We start from the raw sequence: 18,736 nt of genomic DNA on the forward strand, positions 1-18,736 counted from the left end.
CTGAAGATGCGCCTGCCGGGCATCGGCGGCGAGGTGCTGCGCCGGCTGGACGTCTCGGTGGTCAATACCCCGGGCGGCGAGCTGTTCCAGGCCCTGAACGACGGCACCATCGACGCGGCTGAGTGGGTCGGCCCGTTCAACGATCTCGCCTTCGGCTTCCACCGTGCGGCCAAGTACTACTACGCGCCGGGCTGGCAGGAGCCGTCGGCGACCATGGAGGCCCTGATCAACCAGGAGGCCTTCGAGGCCCTGCCCGAGGACCTGCAGCAGATCGTGGACGGGGCGATCAAGATGGCCGCCGGCGAGATGCTGGCCGAGTTCACCGCCCGCAACAACCAGGCATTGAAGACGCTCACCGAGGAGCATGGCGTCGAGCTGCGCTACTTCTCCGACGAGATCATGCAGGCGCTGTTCGAGACCTCCAACGAGGTGCTTGCCGAGATCACGGCTGAGGATGCCTTCGCCAAGAAGGTGTTCGATTCGCTGCAGGCCTACCGTCGCGACGTCTCGGAGTGGACCGAGGGGTCGGAGTTCACCTACCTTAAGGCGCGGCAGCGCTTTCTCGGCTGATGGTGGGCTGACCGGCTAGTCGCTGGCCGCGCGGATCGTCCACACCCGCTCGGCGAGGCTGGTGGCCAGCGGGCGCTCGTGGCGGCCGATTGTGACCACCACGTCCGCCGAGCCCGGTTGGCTGACGCGCCGGCGAACGAACTGGCCGGGCAGCAACCCGAGCTGGGTCAGCCGGCGCAGGTCGGCGGCGTTGGCCGCCGCCAGGCGGACCACCGTCGCGCCTTCGTCGATGGCCAGATCACTGAGCGCGACCATCTGGCGGCGCTCGACCGGTGCCTCGTCGGGCGCCGGGATCGGTGCGCCGTGGGGGTCGAACTCGGGCTGGCCCAGGTGGTCCCAGAGGCGATCGATCAGGCGGCTGGAGAAGGCGTGCTCGAGGATCTCGGCCTCGGCGTCGACATCGGCCAGCGGCAGCTTGAGGTCCTGGGCGAGGAAGGTCTCGATCACCCGGTGGCGCCGGATCATGTCCACGGCAATGGTCCAGCCGGCATCGGTCAGGGTCGCGCCCTGGTAGCGGGCGTAGTGGATCAGGCCGTCGGCATGCAGCCGCTTGAGCATCGCGGTGACTGAGGCGCGGGCAATGCCGAGCCGGTCGGCGATCGCCGAGGTGGTCACGGCCGGCTCGGGTGACTGTTCGGCCAGCTTGAAGATGGCCTTGAGATAGTCCTCGTACGCGGTGCTCGCCATGCGGGGGTCCGGGAAGCAGTATGTCGGCGTTACGTTAGCATGGCCGGCGGCGGTGCTTGCAGGGGTTCGTCGCGCTTTCTACCATCCGCCATTCGTTATCGAGCCATTCAAGGGGCCCACTGTGCAGACTGATTCCGGTTGTCGTCATCCTCACTCGACTCGCCCGAGCCTGTGGCGGGGTATCGCGTTCACCCTGCTTGCCGCTGTCTCCATCGGCGCGGCGCAGGCGCAGGACGAGGTGCTGCAGTACGCCGGCGGCGAGCGCGACATCGAGCCGCTGACCGTGGTCACCGATACCACCATCAGTGCGCAACTGGTGCGTGACCTGGCGGACAACTTCGTCCAGGTCGAATCGGTCGCCGAGATCGGCGAATCGCCTGTTGGCATCGAGGTCACCGACGCCGACCGCGATGCGATTCGTGACGCCGATCTGGTGGTCTACCAGGGTCTCGGACTGATGCCGGCGTTCATCGCCGCGGCCGAGAAGCGCGATACCGACGACCGGGTGATGCTTGCGGACCGTATTCCCGAGTTCCGGCTGATCGAGGATCCGGAGGGCAACGTCAATCCGTATACCTACCTGTCGCCCACGCTGCTGCAATTCGCGGTCGACCATCTGACCACCCGGCTGAAGAAGCGTCTCGAGCCGGTGGCCGGCGAGATCGAGGGCAACCGGCTGCGGGTCAACATCGAGCTGCAGTCGCTCGAGCGCGAGACCGAGGGGCTGATGGAGGACGTGCCGCGCGGCGAGCGGCTGCTCGTCACCGACAACGACGTGTTCGCCTATTTCGCCAAGGCCTACTACTTCGAGCTGCTGGACGTCACGCAGGAGGGCGACAGCGAGAAGGCGATCGAACAGATCAATCGCAATCAGACGCCCAACGTCTTCCGCGTGGCCGGCGTGGGCGATGGGGCGATCGAGGAATGGCTCGAGGCGCAGCGCGGCGATGCGATCCCCGAGTCCGTCGGGCTGGCCGCGGCACTCAACGGCCTGTGGCTGGGTGAGCCCAATCTGCCGGCAGGGACCTACATCGGCCTGTTCCGGCAGAACGTCAGCACCATCCTGCTGGGTCTGAAGCCGTTGCCGGCCGCCGGGCAGGAGGCGCCGGAGCTCGCCCAGTAACCAGGCCCGTGAAGGGGGGCTACTCGCTGGTGCGGTGGTCCTGCGCCAGTTCGCGGTAGAAACGTGCCGACTCGGCGAGATGCTCGCGCTCCGCGTCGCTCAACGGGCGGATCTTGCGCGCCGGGGCGCCGACGTAGAGGTGGCCGCTCTCCAGCACCTTGCCGGGCGAAACCACGCTGCCGGCGGCGATGATCACCTCGTCCTCGACCACCACGTCGTCCATCACGATCGCGCCCATGCCCACCAGCACCCGGTTGCCGATGGTGCAGGCGTGCAGGATGGCGCGGTGGCCGACGGTCACCTCCTCGCCGATGCGACAGGGCATGCCCTGCGGATGGGTGGCCGAGGGCTGGTTGACGTGAACGATCACGCCGTCCTGCAGGTTGCTCAGGCGGCCGGCACGGATCTGCTGGACGTCGCCGCGCAGCACCGCGTTCGGCCAGATCGAGACGCCTTCCTCGAGCACCACGTCGCCGATGACCACCGCGGTCGGATCGACCCAGCAGTCCTCGGCCAGGGTCGGGAGCTTTGCCTGGAAATTGCGTATCATGCGGGGATCCTCGAATTCGGTCTTGCGGTCGATGCCGCGCATTCTACCCGAGGGAAACTCTGCACGAATGCCATACCGCTCTGCGTGCCTTGAGCCGGGCAGATACAAGGCGTTCGTCCGCCGCGGAAGAGTGATTCTCTTTCCAAGGAAGACAACGCAGCAGATGCCCGGCTCAAGGCGCGCCCTGCGGGGCCTGGCGAGTCGCCCGTGCTCCGCGTTGCAACGTCTTGACGTGGCCACCGGCACGCCGGCGACATCGCGCCTTGACCACGAACGACTCGCCCAGCCAGAGTGGCATGGCATTCGTGCAGAGTTTCCCTAGCTGTGATGCCCGGCACCGACCGGCTGACCCAACCATGTTGCAACAGGCCGTGCCCGTGTCGCTGATTGCCGAGAAAACCCGCGCCTATCTCGCCCTGACCCGGCTGGACCGGCCGGTGGGCATCTTCCTGCTGCTCTGGCCCACCTACTGGGCGTTGTGGGTGGCGGGCAGCGGTCGGCCGGACTTGTTCATCTTCCTGATCTTCACCCTCGGCGTGATCGCGATGCGCTCGGCCGGTTGCGCGATCAACGACTTCGCCGACCGGCATGTCGACGGTCACGTCACCCGCACCAAGGGGCGCCCACTGGCTACCGGGCGCATCACGGCGCGCGAGGCGCTGGGTGTATTCGCCGTGCTGGTGGGCGTGGCGTTTCTGCTGGTGCTGCAGCTCAACGCCATCACTATCGTCATGTCGGTGGTGGCGGTGATCCTGGCGGCCACCTATCCGTTCGGCAAGCGTTTCCATCACCTGCCGCAGGTTCATCTGGGGCTGGCCTTCGGCTGGGCGATCCCGATGGCCTTCGCCGCGCATCTCGGCCACGTCCCCGCGGTCGCCTGGGTGCTGCTGCTGGCGAATATCGGCTGGACGCTCGCCTACGACACCCTCTATGCCATGGCCGACCGCCCGGACGATCTCGAGATCGGGGTGAAGTCCTCGGCGATCCTGTTCGGTCGCTTCGATCTGGTGGCCGTGTCGCTCTCCTACCTCTGGACGCTCGCCTGGCTGGTACTTGTCGGCTGGATGGTGGATCTCGATCCCGGCTACTTCGTCGGCTTGGCGTTGGCCGGCATCAGCGCGGTCTGGATCGTCCGCACCGCCCGCAGCCGCGAGCTGGCCGACTGCGTGCTCGCCTTCCGTCGCAACAACGTCTTCGGCGCGATCGTGATGCTGGCTCTGATCGCCGGTTTCCTCTGAAGCGAAAAGCCACCGTTGCTCGACTACACTCCGTTAGCCAGCTAACTAAACGATTGGGCCCTGCCAGCCCGGTCGGTTTCAGCCCGAACGGAGTGTCATTCATGATCAAGCATAGTGTCCTGTCCCTCATGGCCGGCGCGGTACTGGCGCTGGCCGCGGTCGGTGCGGCCCACGCCGCTGCGCCCGTTGACGATGCGGCGGCCCTGGCCGGCGTGGAGGAGGCCAAGGGCGTCTTCCAGATCGACTTCACCGCGGCGGAGAAAACCGCCTTCTACCTCGAGATCATCCGCGGGACACACGCGAACTTCGTGCGCCAGGGGCTCGACCCGGATCTGGTGATCGTGTTCATCGGCCCGACGGTGAAGTTCCTGACCACCGAGGCCGATGAGGAGGTCGCCGACCCCGCCACCCTGATGCGGATCGAGTCGGAGGTGGCGCGCCTGGCGGATCTCGGCGTGCGCCTGGAAGTGTGCACGGTTGCCACCGAGGTGTTTGGTGTCGACAACGACACCCTGTTTGACGGTTTGGAGCTCACCGGCGACGGTTTCGTCGCGATGATTGGCTGGCAGGCGCAGGGCTATCACCCGATCACGATGTTCTGAGTGACGGGTACGGGCGAACCTCGGTTATCGGAACAGAATGCCCTTGGCGGTCTAGACTGGTTCTCGAGGACCGGTGCAACGCGTCGGTCGATTGCCGGTTCGACGTGAAGGGGAGGATTCCTTATGAGAATCAACACGCTATGCCGGCGGCTCCTGCCGGCCGCCATCGCCTGTGCCGTTGGCACCTCGGGTGCCGTGCTTGCCGCTGACCCCGAGGAGATCATCGAGTATCGGCAGGGCGCGATGCAGGTGACCAAGTACCATTTCAGCACCATCGCGGACATGCTCAAGGGCAAGATCGAGTACGACCAGGCCGCGGTCGAGAAGCACGCCGATGTCGTGCAGATGATGAGCACGCTGGTGAAGGACGAATTCCCCGAGGGCACCGATGCCCTGGCCGGCGAGACCGGTGCGCTGATCGACATCTGGGACAAGCCGGACGAGTTTGCCGACAAGGTGGCCGAGTTCGAGAAGACGGCCAGCGAACTGGAGGACGTCGCCGAATCGGGCGACAGGGAACGGCTTGCCAAGGCCGTCAAGGATGTCGGCTCGAGCTGCAAGGCGTGTCACGACGACTTCCGTCAGGACGAGTGACGCGACGAATGGAGCGACATGCGACAACCCGCCAGATGGCGGGTTGTTCTCGTTGAGAGCGGCCGACGAGATAAGGTCGTTGACGGTTCGCCATTACCTGCTCGTTGAGGTTGCATGCTCACCTTTCCCCGCACAGCCCAAGCCGACCCCGCCGAGATCGAATCCGTCTTCAAGGAGGAGCTTGCTGCAATGGCGCCCGACGAGCTGCCCCTGCAGCGGGGGATGGCGCACGGCAGCGTGGCCGACGGCGAGCGACTCTCGGCCATGGTGATCCGCGCGGATATCGACGCCGATCATGTCCGTATCCGAGCCGGCTTGTTCTTTTCCAGCGTGGTCGCCGGCTGCGCCTGCCACAACGACCCCACGCCGATGGCCGAAGAGGCCGAGTACTGCGAGGCGTCGTTCGAGATCGAGCGCCCTGGCGGCAGTACTGTGGTGCGCCTGCTCGATTAGCGCTTTCCGAGTCAGTCCGAGCCGACCGTTTCCGTGGCGACCCGGTTGCGCCCTTCGTGCTTGGCGCGGTAGAGAGCGAGGTCGGCGCGCTGGATCAAGGCGTCGGCCGATTCGCCGGGGCGAAACTGGGCCACGCCCTCGCTGATACCCACCGGCTCGCCGCCTGGCGTGCGCAGTCGGCGTGACGTCGCCTCGAGCAGCCGGTCGGCCGTCTGACGCGCCCGTTCGAGATCGGCATCCTGCATCAGTACCAGGAACTCGTCGCCTCCCCAGCGGCACAGGGTATCGCTATCGCGGATCTCGCTCTGGACCGTTGCGACCAGTGTCTTGAGCACCTCGTCACCGGCCTGGTGGCCGTGCTGGTCGTTGATCTGCTTGAAATGGTCGACGTCGAGGGTGATCAGGGACAGCGGCTCGTTGCGTCGCCGTGCGACGCGCCGGGCCTGCTCGAACAGCAGGTCGAAGGCCTGCCGGTTGGCCGCGCCGGTGAGCTTGTCGGTGGTCGCCATACTCTCCAGGCGACCCTGATAGCTGCGCAGGGTCAGCCCGCCAATGACGATCACCAGTGCGGCGACGCCCAGGGCCAGCAGGATGTTGACCACCAGGGTGGTCATCAGCCGCTTGTCGGCCGCCGAGCGGCTCTGCTCGACGATCAGGAACCAGTCGAACTCCGGGATCAGGCGGGTATTGACGAACACCTCGCGGCCGTTGCTGTTCTCGTAGGACAGCGAGGTGCTCGGACTGGTGAGAATGCGGGTGGTGTACTTCGCCAGCCCCGGTTGTTCCTGGATGCTGCCTGGCCCGACGTAGCCCTCGCCGTGCATCGTCACTCGGCCCTCGCGATCAACGAAGTAGATCTCTCGGCCGTAGCGGCGCTGGTAGTTGGCGATCAGGCCCGCGACCGTGTCCACTGCCAGTCCGATGCCGGTCGTGCCGAGGAATTCGCCGTCGCGGTCGACCACCCGGTAGTTGACGAAGATGCTCAGGCGGGACGGGTCGGCGGTGTCGTGATCGATATTGATCTCGAATGGCTCGTTCATCTCGCGCACCCGGAAGAACCACGCATCGGCCGGCTCGGAGCGGGAAACGGTCTTGATCACGCCATCGGGGTGGTAGTAGCGCCGTGTCGCCTCGGAGACGAAGAACGCGGTGGTGGTGTCGTACTTGCTCTGGATCTGGTCCAGGTAACGGATGATCCGCTGCGGGTCGTCCTCGCCGTTGCGCGCCCAGTCACGCACGAAGGTGTCGTGCGCCATCAGTGAGGAGATCAGGATCGAGCGCAGCAGATCCCGTTCGATCTCCGAGAAGATGTTGTCGCTGGTCAGCGGCAGGGATTCGTCGGCGATCTGGCTCTTGAGCGAGTCCTCGGCGATGAAATAGCTGACCAGGCTGGTGGCGACAAAGCCCACTGCGAGCAGGCTGGTCAGGACGATGATGAACAGGCGTTTCTTTGGTTGCATGGAGTCTGTGGCGTATCGACGGCGGGTCAGCCCGGCCGTGCATCGTTCAGGTAGCGTTGGGCGAACTCGTCGGCGGGCAGCGGGTGGCTGGCGAAATATCCCTGGAACACGTCGCAGTGGTGCTCGATCAGGAAGTCGCGCTGGGCGGCATTCTCGACCCCCTCGGCCAGCACCTTGAGTCCCAGGGTGTGCCCGAGGTCGATGATCACGCGGGCGATCTGGCCGCGGTCGTGTGGTTCCTCGATCAGGTCGACGAAGCGCTTGTCGATCTTGAGCACGTCGATGGCGAACTGGCGCAACTGGCCGAGCGACGAGTAGCCGGTGCCGAAGTCGTCGAGCGCGACATGAACCCCCATGTCCCGCAGGCGGCTCAACAGTTGGCGGGTCTCGGCCTCGCGGCGGACGATAGCGCTTTCCGTGAGCTCCAGTTCGAGCCGGCTGGCCGGCATGCCGGTATCGGCGAGCACGTCCTCGACCAGCCGGTCGACCTCGCCCTGACGCAACTGGTGGGCGGAAAGGTTGATCGCGAGGCGGCCGAAGTCATGCCCCTCGTCAAGCCATCGCCGGCCGATGCGACAGGTCTGCTCCAGCACCCATTGGCCCAGCGGCCAGATCAGTCCGGTGGTCTCGGCGACCGGGATGAATCGGTCCGGCGAGATCAGTCCGTCGGTCGGGTGTTGCCAGCGGACCAGCACCTCGGCGCCCTGCAGTGTCCCGTCTGCGAGGTTGATCTGCGGCTGGAAGACCAGTCGCAGCTGGTCCTCGTCGATCGCCTGGCGCAGCTCAAGCTCCAGTGAGATCCGGTCGCGCGCGGCGTTGGTCATCTCGTCGGAGAAATAGCGGAAGGTTGCCCGGCCTTCCTCCTTGGCCCGGTAGAGTGCGGTGTCGGCCTGTTGCAGGAGCCCGTGGGCAGTGTCGGCGAAACGCGGGTACAGGCTGATGCCGACGGAGGCCATCACTCGGACCTGCTGACCGTTCGGCAGCTCCCAGGGGGCGCCAAGGGCGTGAACCACCCGTTCGGCGACCCGTCCGGCTTCGGCGTCATCGTCCAGTCCGGCCAGCACGAGGGCGAATTCGTCGCCCCCGAGGCGGGCGATGGCATCCACCTCCGGGAAGGACGTCATCAGCCGGTCGGCCACCTTGATCAGCAGCTGGTCCCCTGCGGCGTGCCCCAGGCTGTCGTTGACGTCCTTGAAGCGGTCGAGGTCGACCATCAGCAGGGCCAGCCCCTGCTCGTGGTGATGCGTGGTGGTGATCAGCTGCTCCACGCGCGAGACCAGTTGATCGCGGTTGGGCAGGCCCGTCAGCGGGTCGTGATTGGACAGGTATTCGAGTTTCGACTCGTTTTCCTTCTGACGGGAGATGTCGACGAACAGACCCACGTAGTGGCTGATGCTGCCGTCGGTATCGGTAACCGCGCTGATGCTCAGGATCTCGGGGAAGGTCTCGCCGTTCTTGCGCCGATTCCAGATTTCGCCCTGCCAGTAGCCCTCCAAGCGCAGTGTCGACCACATGCGGCGGAAGAAATGGCGGTCGTGCTGGCCGGACTGGAGGAAGGCGGGCGTACGGCCGATGGCTTCCTCGGCGGTGTAGCCGGTCAGGCTGGTGAAGGCGGGATTCACCTCCACGATCACCTCGTCCCGGTCGGTGATGATCACGCCTTCACGGGTGTTCTCGATCACCTGGGCCATCAGGCGCTCGTGTTTCTCGATCTCGTGGCGGTCGGTAATGTCCGTCAGCACCCCGGCAATGTCGAGAACCGTGCCGGTGTCGTCGAACGTCATCCGGGTGACATCCTCGAACCAGCGATAGCTGCCGTCGGCAATACGCAGTCGGTATTCCTGCACGAATTCGCGCTGCCGGGATTCCATGTAACTGGCGACCTCCGCGGCGATGCGCGGGCCATCCTCGGGGTGGAGGTAGTCGGCGAACCGCACCTGGCCGCCTTCCCACCGGCTGGCGTCATAGCCCCAGCGCTGAATGTTCTCCGAGACGTACTCCACCGGCCAGCCGGCATCGGGGCGCCAGCGGAACAGTACCGACGGGCTGGCCTGAACGGCCTCCCGGGCTCGCGAGAGATCATCGAGCCGATCAAGGTGATCCATGGCGAACGACAGATCCGCGGCGAGGTCGCTGATCGTCTCCCGGATGGTCGAATCGAAGAATTCGGCCTCACGCGCGTAGAGCGCCATGCTGCCGATGATGCGGCCGCGACGGGCGATGGGGAAGGCGGCAACGGAATTGATGCCGACCTCGCGGGCCGCCTTGTGCCAGGGGGTGGAGTCGGCATTCGTCTGGAAATGGTTCATCACCTCCAGCCGGTCGTTGCGGATGCAGCGGCCGACCGGCCCCTGACCCGCCGGTTCCCAGGCATGAATGCTGACCTCGATCTGGTCGAGATAGCCGCTCTCGTCTCCGTGTTGGGTCACCGGCTGGACTGTGCCGCTCGATTCGTCGATCAGCCCCACCCAGGCGAATGCCAGGTGCCCGTGCACCACCGCAATCTCGCAGACCTTCTGGAACAGTTCATCGGCCGTGTGGCAGCGGGTGACTGCCTGGTTGGTCTGGGACAGGAAGTCGTAGAGATCCCGCTGATGGTGCAGGGCCTCGACGGCATGGCGCTGCTCGGTGATGTCCTCGGCGGTGGCGATCAGGTACTCGGGCTCGCCGTCCGGTGCGCGGGTGACACGGACCTCGAAACGCAGCATCACCTCCTTGCCGTCCGGCCGGGTGAGCAGGTGTTCGGTGCGGTAGTGGTCGATCCGCCCGTCGAGCAGATCCAGAACGGCCGGGTCCTCTTCCGGGTATCGTCCGTCGGCGTCCTGCACCAGGGCACACCAGTCCTCGCCGAGGAGATCCTCGGCACGGCGGCCGAGGATCTCGGCCATGCGGCTGTTGACCCGTTCGATCTGTCGGCTGGAGGCGGCAGTGATCGACATGCCGATGAACGGCAGGTCGTAGAAGCTGCGCAACAGCCGGTCCTGGCGGGCGGCGCGGTTGGCCAGCCACAGGCGGTAGTTCTGCTGACTCTTGCGCCACAGCAGGGCCATCATCCCGGCGATCACGGCCAGCACGAAGAAGCCGATCACGCTGACCCAGGCGATCAGGGTGTACAGGGGGGCAAGAATGGCGGCGCGCGAGTCCTCCACGATCAGGGACCAGTCGGAGCCGGTGATCGGGTGGATCGCGGCGATCACCGGCTCGCCACGAAAGTCCGGGCCTTCGACCACGGTGGGCCCGGACTCGGCCGCAAAGGCATCGATCGGGAACGGGCTTGCCTCAAGGGGGTGACGGAATGCGTGCGGGTCCTTGTCCTCGTGCGGCGGGATCGTCAGGTGGACAACCTCGCCGTTGGCCACCCGTACCAGCATGGCGTTCATGCTGCCGTGGCCCTGCCGTAACAGCGGGAACCACTGTGCACTGGGGGCCGAGCGGAGCAGGAAGACGGCATCCGGTCCCGGCTCGGCATCCAGATGGACGGGGACCAGCCAGTCGAGGCGAATGTGGCCATCCTGTCCCTGGTGCATCGGCAGCCGTTTCGTCTCGCGGCCCAGCTGCTTCAGCCCTCGGCGCACCGGCGCATCGAGCCCGTTCCAGGCGCCGGCGGTGACGATCGGCTCGCCGTCGGGACGCAGCAATGCCAGTGTTTCGTACTGATAGGCGGTGAGCAGTGCCTGCAGGTGGGTCCGGAGGCGCAGACGTTCGTCGGCGGTCGCCTGCTCGCCGAGGACGGCACGCAGCTCGTCGTTGTCGTGGTACTGGTCCTGAAGCACCAGGGTGTCACCCCGACGCTCATGAAGCCATTGAGCGATGCGGCCGGACTTGAGCTCCGCTTCGGTGACGAACTTGCTCTTGGCCTCCTCGATCAGCTGGGGCGCCTGGAGACGGAAGATGCCGGCCGCTGCCAGAGCGATCAACAAGGCCACGGCCAGGATGCCGGTCAGAGTCCGTTGAACGCGGGGAGCCTCGCGGAAATCCTCGTCGAGAGGGTCATTGGCGATCGGGTCGCCACGTTCGCGGTACAGGAGCGTGACGAGGAAGAACAGCAGCACGCTGGTGACGCCGACGAACAGCAATCCCTTGATCGTGTCGCTGGCGGGGTGGGCGCTGGGCAACTGCGCGAGCAGCCAGTCCGACGTCAGGATCCACAGCGAGGCGAAAAGGCCGTACACAAGGCTGATGACGAGGGGCGAACCAATGCGGCTGGCTGTCTTTTTCATGCCCATCAGTCAGTCCATTGCCTTCTGCCATTCGCTTGGAGTGCTATTTACCAAGCATGCGGGGGTAACGGGGCAAAGTCTAGCGCCGTTCCGGGGGCAAGGCGGGCGGCAGGTGATCCAGCGCCAGGGGGTCGAGCAATAGCTCGCGGGCGTTTTCCCGGCCGATACGCCTCGCGACCGAGGGTGGCAGCTGATTCAGCCAGCGTCGAATGGTGGCGGCGACTTCGCCGAATCGCCGCCAGCGCGGCAGGCTGTAGGTGTCGACGCCCACGACAAAGCGGTTGGGGTGGTCGAGGAACAGGGCGCGCCATTCCGGTCGCAGTTGACCGTTCTGGTCGAGAAACCGCTCGTCGCGTACCGAGGTGTCGATGAACAGGTTGTGCGGGTGACGCGCGAGTGCGGCACGCAGGATGGTCGGATCGGGGTCGGCGCCCAGGTGCGCCCACAGGACCTGCGACTGCGGTTCGATCGCGAATATCCGGTCGATGATGGCGAGATCGCCATGGATCATCAGCACCAGCTCGCGCTCGGCGGCGATCCTGACCAGTCGCTCCAGCACCGGGCTGTTGCGGTCGCGGCCGAAGATGTGCAGCTCGCCGATGCCTCGATAGTTGCCGTCCTCCAGCCAGCCGGTCACCCGCTCGGGCAGCTCCGGCTGGTGCATCCAGCGTTCCTTGTCGGCGCGGGTCCGGTAGACGCCCAGAAACGGCACGATCCGCCCGGGTGCCAGCTGTGCCAGTTCGTGGGCGTTCTTGGGTGGGGTGCTGGTGATCACGGCGTGCTCGATGCCGTTGCTCTCGAGGATGTCGAGGATCTTGCCCGGGGCGATCGCCTCACGCTGTTCGGCGTTGTAGTGGAGGTGGGCGTCGAACAATGAGGTCTGGGCGCCCGCCGGCGCCGACAGCAGCAGGGCCGCCAGCAGGGTAATGGCTGCCCGGGTCAGCTGTTCAGTCGTCGTCCGAGTCGGCATGGCTCGAGACGTTCCCGCGCGGAAACAGCACCAGATGGGTGAAGGCCGGGCGCAGGCTGACGCGCACACCGGGGGCGTAATGATCGTGGCTGGGCGCGAGGCTGAGCAGCCGGGTGCCGCCGGGCAGCGCAAGGGTGTAGAGGAAGTTCGCGCCGCGGAAGACGCGTTCCTCGATCTCGGCCACACCCGGGCCGTCGGGATCGATGATCACGTCGTCGGGGCGGACCAGGACGTCCACTTCGGTCCCCGGCGGATACTCGTGCGAGACCTGGCCCTCGAGCAGGCCGAGTTCGGTCTTCACGCGGCAGGGACCGACCATGGTGCCGGCAATGCGGGTGCCCTGGCCGATGAAGTCGGCGACGAACGGGGTCTCCGGGCGGTGGTAGAGGTTGTAGGCGGTATCCCACTGGTGCAGGCGGCCGGCCTGCATGACCCCGACGATGTCGGCCATGGCGAAGGCCTCCGTCTGGTCGTGAGTGACCAGCAGCGCCGTGGTTTCCGCCTCGCGCAGGATGTCGCGTAGCTCGCGCGGCAGGGTCTCGCGCAGCTCGACGTCGAGACTGGAGAACGGTTCGTCGAGCAGCAGGATGTCGGGGCGGGGGGCGAGTGCCCGGGCGATGGCGACGCGCTGCTGCTGGCCGCCGGACATGTGGTGCGGGTAGCGCTTGCCCATGCCCGGCAGGCCGACCAGCTCGAGCAGCTCCTCGATGCGTCGGCGGCGCGCCTCGGCCGGTTTCTTCGGCAGACCGAAACCGATGTTGTCGGCCACGGTCAGGTGGGGGAACAGTGCCAAGTCCTGGAAGATCATGCCCACGCGGCGCTGCTCGGGCGGATGGCCCCAGCCGGCGCCTGCCACCGTGTCGCCGTGCAGGCGCACCACGCCGGCGCTGGGCGACTCGAAGCCGGCGACGGTACGCAGGATCGAGGTCTTGCCGCAACCGGACGGACCCAGCAGGCAGCCGATCACGCCGGTCGGCAGGCGCAGGTTGACGCCGTCGACGGCGATGGCGTCGCCGAAGCGGACCGTCAGGTCGACCAGACTCAGGCTCTCGTTCACGGGGTGGCGGCCTCCGCCCCCAGCGTTGCTGGCTGCAGCTGACTACTCATCCACGGCTTCGCGGCTTGCGGCTGTGCCTTCATGTCCTCTCGCGCGGGTAATCGAGCGACTGACCAGGATGACCGGGATCAGGCCGGCGGCCACGATGGCCAGTGCCGGCAGCGCGGCATCGCGCAGTCGCTCGTCGGAGGCCAGTTCGAATGCCCTGACCGCCAACGTGTTGAAATCGAACGGCCGCAGGACCAATGTCGCCGGCAGCTCCTTGAGCACGTCGACGAACACCAGCAGTGCGGCGGTGAGAAGACTGCCACGAATCAGCGGGATATGCACCCGCCAGAGGGTCCGGCCGGCGCTCGACCCCATCGACTGGGCCGCCTCGTCCATGCTCGGCCGGATGCGCCCCAGCCCCGCCTCGACCGTGTTGAGGCTTACCGCGAGGAAGCGCACCAGATAGGCGAAGACCAGGGCGGCGAGCGTGCCCGAGAGCAGCAGCCCCGAGGAGACGCCGAAGCGCTCGCGCAGGAAGGCATCGAGGGTGTTGTCGAAGGCCGCGAAGGGAATGATCACCCCGACGGCGATGACGGTGCCGGGCAGGGCGTAGCCCATCCCGGCGATACGACTGAGCGAGGAGGTCAGTCGGCCCGGCATCAGGCGGTGGCCATAGGCGAGGAACAGGGCCAGCAACAGTGCCAGGATGGCGGTCAGTCCGGCCAGGCCCAGCGAGCGGCCCACCAGCACGGCGAAATCGCCCAGATCGCTGCGCGGCGTGACCTCGATGCTCCAGGCGAGCAGTTGCAGCGAGGGGACGAGAAAGCCCAGCGCCAGTGGCAGGGCGCAGGCGACGAATGCCAGGGCGGCCGCGCCGCGGCGCAGACGGAAGGAGGGGCGCGCCTGCCAGTGGCCGTGATGGTGGTAGCGCGCCTGTCGCCGCGAGAGGCGCTCGATGATGATCACCGTGAAGATGAAGGTCAGCAGCAGCGCGGAGAGCTGGGCGGCGGCGATGGTGTCATCCAGCCCGAACCAGGTGCGGAAGATGCCGGTGGTCAGCGTCGGGATGCCGAAGTACTGCACCGTGCCGTAGTCGGCCAGCGTCTCCATGATTGCCAGCGACAGGCCGGCGACGATCGACGGCCGGGCCAGCGGCAGGGCGACGCGACGGAACATCTGCCAGGGGTTGAGCCCCAGCGAGCGCGCCACGTTCAGCGCGCTGGCGGACTGCTCGAGGAACGCCGCCCTCGAGAGCATGTAGACATAGGGGTAGAGCACCAGCGTCAGCATGACGATCGCGCCACCCAGCGAGCGGACCTCCGGGAACGGGTACTCGCCCACCGACCAGCCGGTCAGTGCCCGCAGGCCCGACTGCACCGGGCCGGCCACGTCGAGAAGGCCGGTGTAGGTGTAGGCGATGATGTAGGCCGGCATCGCCAGCGGCAGCAGCAGGGCCCACTCGAACACCCGCCGCCCGGGAAATTCGCACACCGACAGCAGCCACGCCGCGCCGGTGCCCAGGAAAAAGGTCCCGACCCCGACGCCGATGGCGAGCAGGGCCGAGTTGATCACGTAGTCGGCCAGTACCGTGTCGGCCAGATGCGACCAGGTCGACTTGTCGGGCCAGAACACGGACGCGACGATCACCGCGAGTGGCAGGGCCAGCAGCGCGGTGATCAGGATCATGCCGGTTTTCCACGCAGAGAAGCCACCTGCCCGTTGCCGGGCAAGTGGCTCGTCAAGCATGGATTCGGGCGTGTGGCCGGTGCTTACTGCCATCCGGCCCGGTCCATCAGGCGGACCGCGTCAGGGTTGAGTTCACCGAGCTTGCTCAGGTTGAGGTCGTCGGCCTTGAAGTCGCCCCACTGGGCCAGCGTGTCGGAGGCCGGGACGCCCGGGCGAACCGGGAACTCGTTGTTGACCTGGGCGTACCACTCCTGCGAATCCTTGGTCGTCAGGTACTCGAGCAGCGTCTTGACTGCCTCGGTCTTGGTGCTTGCGGCAACCATGCCGGCACCCGAGACGTTGACGTGCGCGCCGCGCTCGTCCTGGTTGGGCCAGACCAGACGAACGGCATCGGCCGCAGCCTTGTCGGTGTCGCTGCCGTTCTGCATGGCGCCGTAGTAGTAGGTGTTGGCGACGGCGATGTCGCACTCGCCGGCCGCTACCGCACGGATCTGATCACGATCACCGCCCTGCGGCTTGCGCGCCATGTTGGCGACGAGGCCTTCGGCCCATTCCTGGGTCCATTCCTCACCGTGCGCGGCGATCAGCGAGGCGACCAGTGACTGGTTGTAGACGTTGTTCGAGGAGCGGATGCAGATGCGGCCCTTGAACTTCGGGTCGGCCAGATCGGCATAGCTCGTGATGGCACCGTCCTCGACGCGCTCCTTGTGGGCGAAGATCACCCGGGCGCGCTGCGACAGGCCGAACCACTGGTTGTCGACGTCGCGCAGGTTCGCCGGCACGCGCTCGGTCAGCGCGTCGGATTCGATCGCCTGCAGCACGCCGGCTTCCTTGGCGCGGTGCAGGTTGCCGGCATCGACGGTGATCAGCAGGTCGGCCGGGGTGTTCTCGCCTTCGCTTTCCAGGCGGGAAAGCAGTGCGCCGGCCTTGGCGGTCAGAAGCTTGGCCTCGATGCCCGTGTCCTCGGTGAAGCGTTCGAGCAGCGGGGCGATCAGGTGTTCCTTGCGAGCGGAGTAGACGTTCAGCGTGGTGGCCGCTTGCTCGGCGCCGGCACCGTTGTTGTCGGCCTGGTCGCCATTGTCGCTGCAGCCGGCCAGGGTGAGGCCCGAGGCGGCGAGCGCCATGGCGGCGAATCGAATGAACCGGGACATATGAGAAACCTCGTGGTGGATCGTTGATTGTAATTCGACGAAAACGGCTTGATCACGTGAAAGCGAGAGCCACGATAGCCGAGCCGAAAACGGCTGTCAAATGAGAATCATTCCTAGTCCAACTTCGATTGGTATCCACTCCCGGGCGGCGTGAACTGGTCCCAGTAGGGTTCGCCGGCAAAGCGCTGGCCGAGGAAATCGATGAAGGCGCGTACCCGCGCGGCCAGATGGCGTGTCTGCGGGTACACGGCGTAGGCGCCTATCTCGGGCCACTCGGTATCGGTCAGGACAGGGACCAGCCGTCCTTCGGCCACGGCATGATGCAGCAGGAAGGTCGGTTCGATCACGATGCCCGCACCCCGGATGGCGGCCTCTCTGAGGAAGTCGCCATTGTTCACTCGCAACCGCGTGCGTCCCTTCACCGGTTGCCAGCGCCCTTGCTCATCGCGATAGCCCCAGACGTGGTTGGCCGGCACGTTGCTGTAGATCAGACAGTCGTGATCGGTCAGCTGTGACGGGTGGTGCGGTGTGCCGCGACGCGCCAGGTAGTCCGGGCTGGCGGCCGCCATGTTGCGAATCGGGGCGAGCTTGCGGGCGATCAGCGTGGAGTCGGGCAGGCTCGCCAGTCGCACGCCCAGGTCGAAGCCTTCCGCGACCAGATCGACCTCGTTGTCGTCCAGGTTCAGATCGAAGTTCACCCGTGGGTGGGCAGCCATGAAGGCGTTGATCGCCGGCTGCAGGTGCAGCAGGCCGAAGGAGAGCGGGGCGGCCAGCCGGATCACGCCGGAGAGTTCGCCGTGTTCGCGGCTGACCGCCTCCTCGGCCTCGTCCAGGTCGGCGAGCAGTCGGGTTGCCCGGTGGTAGAAGTGCTCGCCGGAGGGGGTGAGTGCCAGGTGGCGGGTGGTGCGGTGGATCAGCTCGACGCCCAGGTGGTTCTCCAGGTCGCGCAGGCGACGACTGACAGCGGACTTGGCAATACCGAGGCGTTCGGCCGCGCCGCTGATCGAGCCGACGTCCGCCACGCAGGCGAAGGTGGCCATGGCGTTGAAGCGATCCATTTGTTCTCTTCTCGGCAACAGTGTTTTGAGAGATTAGTGGTTTAAAACCCCGCCGGCAACGACCAGACTTTGCGCAGATTCGGACCGGGCGAAGGGAGAAACCAATCGATGCAATGGCGGAACACGGCAGCGGGGTACGGCGTGGTGTCGATCGCGGCCCACTGGCTGATCGCCGGGGGCGTGATCGGGCTGTTCGCCCTGGGCTGGTGGATGGTCGATCTGACCTACTACGATCCGTGGTATCGCCAGGCACCGTCGATCCACAAGGCGGTAGGCGTGCTGTTGTTCATCCTGCTGGTTGGTCGGCTGGCCTGGCGCTGGGGCAACCCGCGCCCCCGGCCGCTGGGAAGGCCGCTGGAGCGTCGACTCGCCCGACTGGTGCACGGTCTGTTCTACCTGCTGCTGTTCGCGGTGATGATCGCCGGTTACCTGATCTCGACCGCCGACGGCAGTTCGATCGACGTGTTCGGCCTGTTCGCCGTGCCGGCCACGCTGAGCGACCTGCCGAATCAGGAGGACATCGCCGGCAACATTCACCGCTGGCTCGCATGGACCGTCATGGGGCTGACCGTCGTCCACGCGAGTGCGGCATTCAAGCACCATCTCATCGACCGCGACCGAACGCTTGTCCGCATGCTCCGGCCAACCTCCAGTCATTCTGCAACCAACGAGGGAGACCCATCATGAAGAAACTGACCACAGCCGTGCTGGCCGGCGCGCTCGCCGCACCCGCCGCTTTCCTGCCGATGCAGGCGCAGGCCGCCGAGTACGTCATCGACACCGAGGGACAGCACGCCTTCATCGAGTGGCGCATCCAGCATCTGGGCTACTCCTGGCTGTATGGACGCTTCAACGATTTCGAGGGCCAGTTCGAGTACGAGGACGGCCAGATCGAGGATGCCAGCGTCGAGGTGACCATCGACATGGCCAGCCTCGATTCGAACCACGCCGAGCGTGACAAGCACCTGCGCGAGAAGGATTTCTTCTATGTGAAGGAATACCCGCAGGCCACCTTCAAGAGCACCGGGATCGAGTCCACCGACGACGGCTTCGTCATCATCGGTGATCTGACCATGCGTGGCGTGACCAAGGAGATCGAGATCGAGGCCGAGAAGATCGGCGAGGGCGAGGATCCCTGGGGCGGTTATCGCGCCGGGTTCCACGGCACCACGACGCTGACGCTCAAGGACTTCGGCATCGACTACGACCTGGGCCCGGCCGCGACCGAGGCCGAGGTGACGCTGTCGGTCGAGGGCATTCGCCAGTAGCGCCACCTGCAGTGCCATGAAAAAACCCCGGCAAGGGTGACCTTGCCGGGGTTTCACGTTT

At 66.3% G+C, this 18,736-nt stretch carries 17 protein-coding genes; 8 read left to right on the top strand and 9 right to left on the bottom strand.

Annotated elements, in window-relative coordinates; translation table 11 throughout:
* On the top strand, nucleotides 1-570 hold a 570-nt coding region (gene dctP, locus AWR35_RS07165), incomplete at its 5' end, for a TRAP transporter substrate-binding protein DctP (protein ID WP_197408165.1).
* Nucleotides 571-585: 15 nt separating this feature from the next.
* Here dctP and AWR35_RS07170 read toward each other — a convergent pair.
* Nucleotides 586-1,257 (bottom strand): metal-dependent transcriptional regulator, encoded by a 672-nt coding sequence (locus tag AWR35_RS07170; RefSeq protein WP_058575282.1) that lies wholly within the window; start codon nucleotides 1,255-1,257, stop codon nucleotides 586-588.
* A 121-nt stretch (nucleotides 1,258-1,378) separates the two neighbouring features.
* Here AWR35_RS07170 and AWR35_RS07175 point away from each other — a divergent pair, with 121 nt between their 5' ends.
* A complete protein-coding gene (locus AWR35_RS07175; protein ID WP_197408166.1) occupies nucleotides 1,379-2,380 on the top strand; it encodes a zinc ABC transporter substrate-binding protein in 1,002 nt (333 codons plus the stop codon).
* Between the two features lie 19 nt (nucleotides 2,381-2,399).
* Here AWR35_RS07175 and AWR35_RS07180 read toward each other — a convergent pair whose 3' ends face one another.
* On the bottom strand, nucleotides 2,400-2,930 hold the full coding sequence (locus tag AWR35_RS07180) for a gamma carbonic anhydrase family protein (RefSeq protein ID WP_058575475.1): 531 nt from the start codon (nucleotides 2,928-2,930) through the stop codon (nucleotides 2,400-2,402).
* Between the two features lie 356 nt (nucleotides 2,931-3,286).
* On the opposite strand from AWR35_RS07180, the gene ubiA reads away from it, so the two are divergent.
* The 4 genes from ubiA (at nucleotide 3,287) to AWR35_RS07200 (ending at nucleotide 5,817) form a co-directional block, all read left to right on the top strand.
* Complete coding sequence (gene ubiA, locus AWR35_RS07185; protein WP_156413960.1) at nucleotides 3,287-4,168, top strand: 4-hydroxybenzoate octaprenyltransferase; 882 nt, start codon at nucleotides 3,287-3,289, stop codon at nucleotides 4,166-4,168.
* Between the two features lie 101 nt (nucleotides 4,169-4,269).
* Nucleotides 4,270-4,770 carry a DsrE family protein gene (locus AWR35_RS07190; protein WP_058575284.1) on the top strand — a complete coding sequence of 167 codons (501 nt, stop codon included), beginning with the start codon at nucleotides 4,270-4,272 and terminating at the stop codon, nucleotides 4,768-4,770.
* Between the two features lie 123 nt (nucleotides 4,771-4,893).
* A complete protein-coding gene (locus tag AWR35_RS07195) occupies nucleotides 4,894-5,364 on the top strand; it encodes a cytochrome c (RefSeq protein ID WP_058575285.1) in 471 nt (156 codons plus the stop codon).
* A gap of 114 nt (nucleotides 5,365-5,478) precedes the next feature.
* Nucleotides 5,479-5,817, top strand: a complete 339-nt coding sequence (locus AWR35_RS07200; RefSeq protein WP_058575286.1) for a hypothetical protein — start codon at nucleotides 5,479-5,481, stop codon at nucleotides 5,815-5,817.
* A gap of 11 nt (nucleotides 5,818-5,828) precedes the next feature.
* On the opposite strand, the gene AWR35_RS07205 is transcribed toward AWR35_RS07200, so the two are convergent.
* The 7 genes from AWR35_RS07205 to AWR35_RS07235 form a co-directional block, all read right to left on the bottom strand.
* Nucleotides 5,829-7,277 (bottom strand): sensor domain-containing diguanylate cyclase, encoded by a 1,449-nt coding sequence (locus tag AWR35_RS07205; RefSeq protein WP_058575287.1) that lies wholly within the window; start codon nucleotides 7,275-7,277, stop codon nucleotides 5,829-5,831.
* A 26-nt stretch (nucleotides 7,278-7,303) separates the two neighbouring features.
* Nucleotides 7,304-11,497 (bottom strand): EAL domain-containing protein, encoded by a 4,194-nt coding sequence (locus AWR35_RS07210; protein ID WP_197408167.1) that lies wholly within the window; start codon nucleotides 11,495-11,497, stop codon nucleotides 7,304-7,306.
* Nucleotides 11,498-11,576: 79 nt separating this feature from the next.
* Entirely contained in the window at nucleotides 11,577-12,467 is an 891-nt protein-coding gene (locus AWR35_RS07215; protein WP_058575289.1) for a TatD family hydrolase, read from the bottom strand.
* Nucleotides 12,445-13,512, bottom strand: a complete 1,068-nt coding sequence (locus AWR35_RS07220) for an ABC transporter ATP-binding protein (RefSeq protein WP_058575477.1) — start codon at nucleotides 13,510-13,512, stop codon at nucleotides 12,445-12,447. Before AWR35_RS07220 ends, AWR35_RS07215 begins: the two co-directional genes overlap by 23 nt.
* A gap of 54 nt (nucleotides 13,513-13,566) precedes the next feature.
* Nucleotides 13,567-15,198, bottom strand: a complete 1,632-nt coding sequence (locus tag AWR35_RS07225; RefSeq protein WP_231723574.1) for an iron ABC transporter permease — start codon at nucleotides 15,196-15,198, stop codon at nucleotides 13,567-13,569.
* A gap of 83 nt (nucleotides 15,199-15,281) precedes the next feature.
* A complete protein-coding gene (locus AWR35_RS07230) occupies nucleotides 15,282-16,349 on the bottom strand; it encodes a Fe(3+) ABC transporter substrate-binding protein (RefSeq protein ID WP_058575291.1) in 1,068 nt (355 codons plus the stop codon).
* Between the two features lie 113 nt (nucleotides 16,350-16,462).
* Complete coding sequence (locus AWR35_RS07235; RefSeq protein ID WP_058575292.1) at nucleotides 16,463-17,407, bottom strand: LysR family transcriptional regulator; 945 nt, start codon at nucleotides 17,405-17,407, stop codon at nucleotides 16,463-16,465.
* A 108-nt stretch (nucleotides 17,408-17,515) separates the two neighbouring features.
* Between AWR35_RS07235 and AWR35_RS07240 the strand changes: the two genes are divergently transcribed.
* Nucleotides 17,516-18,094 carry a cytochrome b gene (locus tag AWR35_RS07240; RefSeq protein WP_058575293.1) on the top strand — a complete coding sequence of 193 codons (579 nt, stop codon included), beginning with the start codon at nucleotides 17,516-17,518 and terminating at the stop codon, nucleotides 18,092-18,094.
* A complete protein-coding gene (locus tag AWR35_RS07245; protein WP_058575294.1) occupies nucleotides 18,091-18,675 on the top strand; it encodes a YceI family protein in 585 nt (194 codons plus the stop codon). The genes AWR35_RS07240 and AWR35_RS07245 overlap by 4 nt, the downstream gene beginning before the upstream one ends.
* The last annotated feature ends 61 nt before the right edge of the window (nucleotides 18,676-18,736 follow it).

This window comes from Guyparkeria sp. WRN-7 (assembly GCF_001641825.1).
GTDB lineage: Bacteria > Pseudomonadota > Gammaproteobacteria > Halothiobacillales > Halothiobacillaceae > Guyparkeria.

Excerpts from the sequence above, each read along its gene's own strand:
- AWR35_RS07225 (WP_231723574.1), bottom strand. The coding sequence starts at position 15,198 with ATGATCCTGATCACCGCGCTGCTGGCCCTGCCACTCGCGGTGATCGTC.
- AWR35_RS07195 (WP_058575285.1), top strand. The coding sequence starts at position 4,894 with ATGAGAATCAACACGCTATGCCGGCGGCTCCTGCCGGCCGCCATCGCC.
- AWR35_RS07200 (WP_058575286.1), top strand. The coding sequence starts at position 5,479 with ATGCTCACCTTTCCCCGCACAGCCCAAGCCGACCCCGCCGAGATCGAA.
- AWR35_RS07210 (WP_197408167.1), bottom strand. The coding sequence starts at position 11,497 with ATGAAAAAGACAGCCAGCCGCATTGGTTCGCCCCTCGTCATCAGCCTT.
- ubiA (WP_156413960.1), top strand. The coding sequence starts at position 3,287 with ATGTTGCAACAGGCCGTGCCCGTGTCGCTGATTGCCGAGAAAACCCGC.
- AWR35_RS07170 (WP_058575282.1), bottom strand. The coding sequence starts at position 1,257 with ATGGCGAGCACCGCGTACGAGGACTATCTCAAGGCCATCTTCAAGCTG.
- AWR35_RS07180 (WP_058575475.1), bottom strand. The coding sequence starts at position 2,930 with ATGATACGCAATTTCCAGGCAAAGCTCCCGACCCTGGCCGAGGACTGC.
- AWR35_RS07190 (WP_058575284.1), top strand. The coding sequence starts at position 4,270 with ATGATCAAGCATAGTGTCCTGTCCCTCATGGCCGGCGCGGTACTGGCG.
- AWR35_RS07215 (WP_058575289.1), bottom strand. The coding sequence starts at position 12,467 with ATGCCGACTCGGACGACGACTGAACAGCTGACCCGGGCAGCCATTACC.
- AWR35_RS07235 (WP_058575292.1), bottom strand. The coding sequence starts at position 17,407 with ATGGATCGCTTCAACGCCATGGCCACCTTCGCCTGCGTGGCGGACGTC.
- AWR35_RS07230 (WP_058575291.1), bottom strand. The coding sequence starts at position 16,349 with ATGTCCCGGTTCATTCGATTCGCCGCCATGGCGCTCGCCGCCTCGGGC.
- AWR35_RS07240 (WP_058575293.1), top strand. The coding sequence starts at position 17,516 with ATGCAATGGCGGAACACGGCAGCGGGGTACGGCGTGGTGTCGATCGCG.
- AWR35_RS07245 (WP_058575294.1), top strand. The coding sequence starts at position 18,091 with ATGAAGAAACTGACCACAGCCGTGCTGGCCGGCGCGCTCGCCGCACCC.
- AWR35_RS07205 (WP_058575287.1), bottom strand. The coding sequence starts at position 7,277 with ATGCAACCAAAGAAACGCCTGTTCATCATCGTCCTGACCAGCCTGCTC.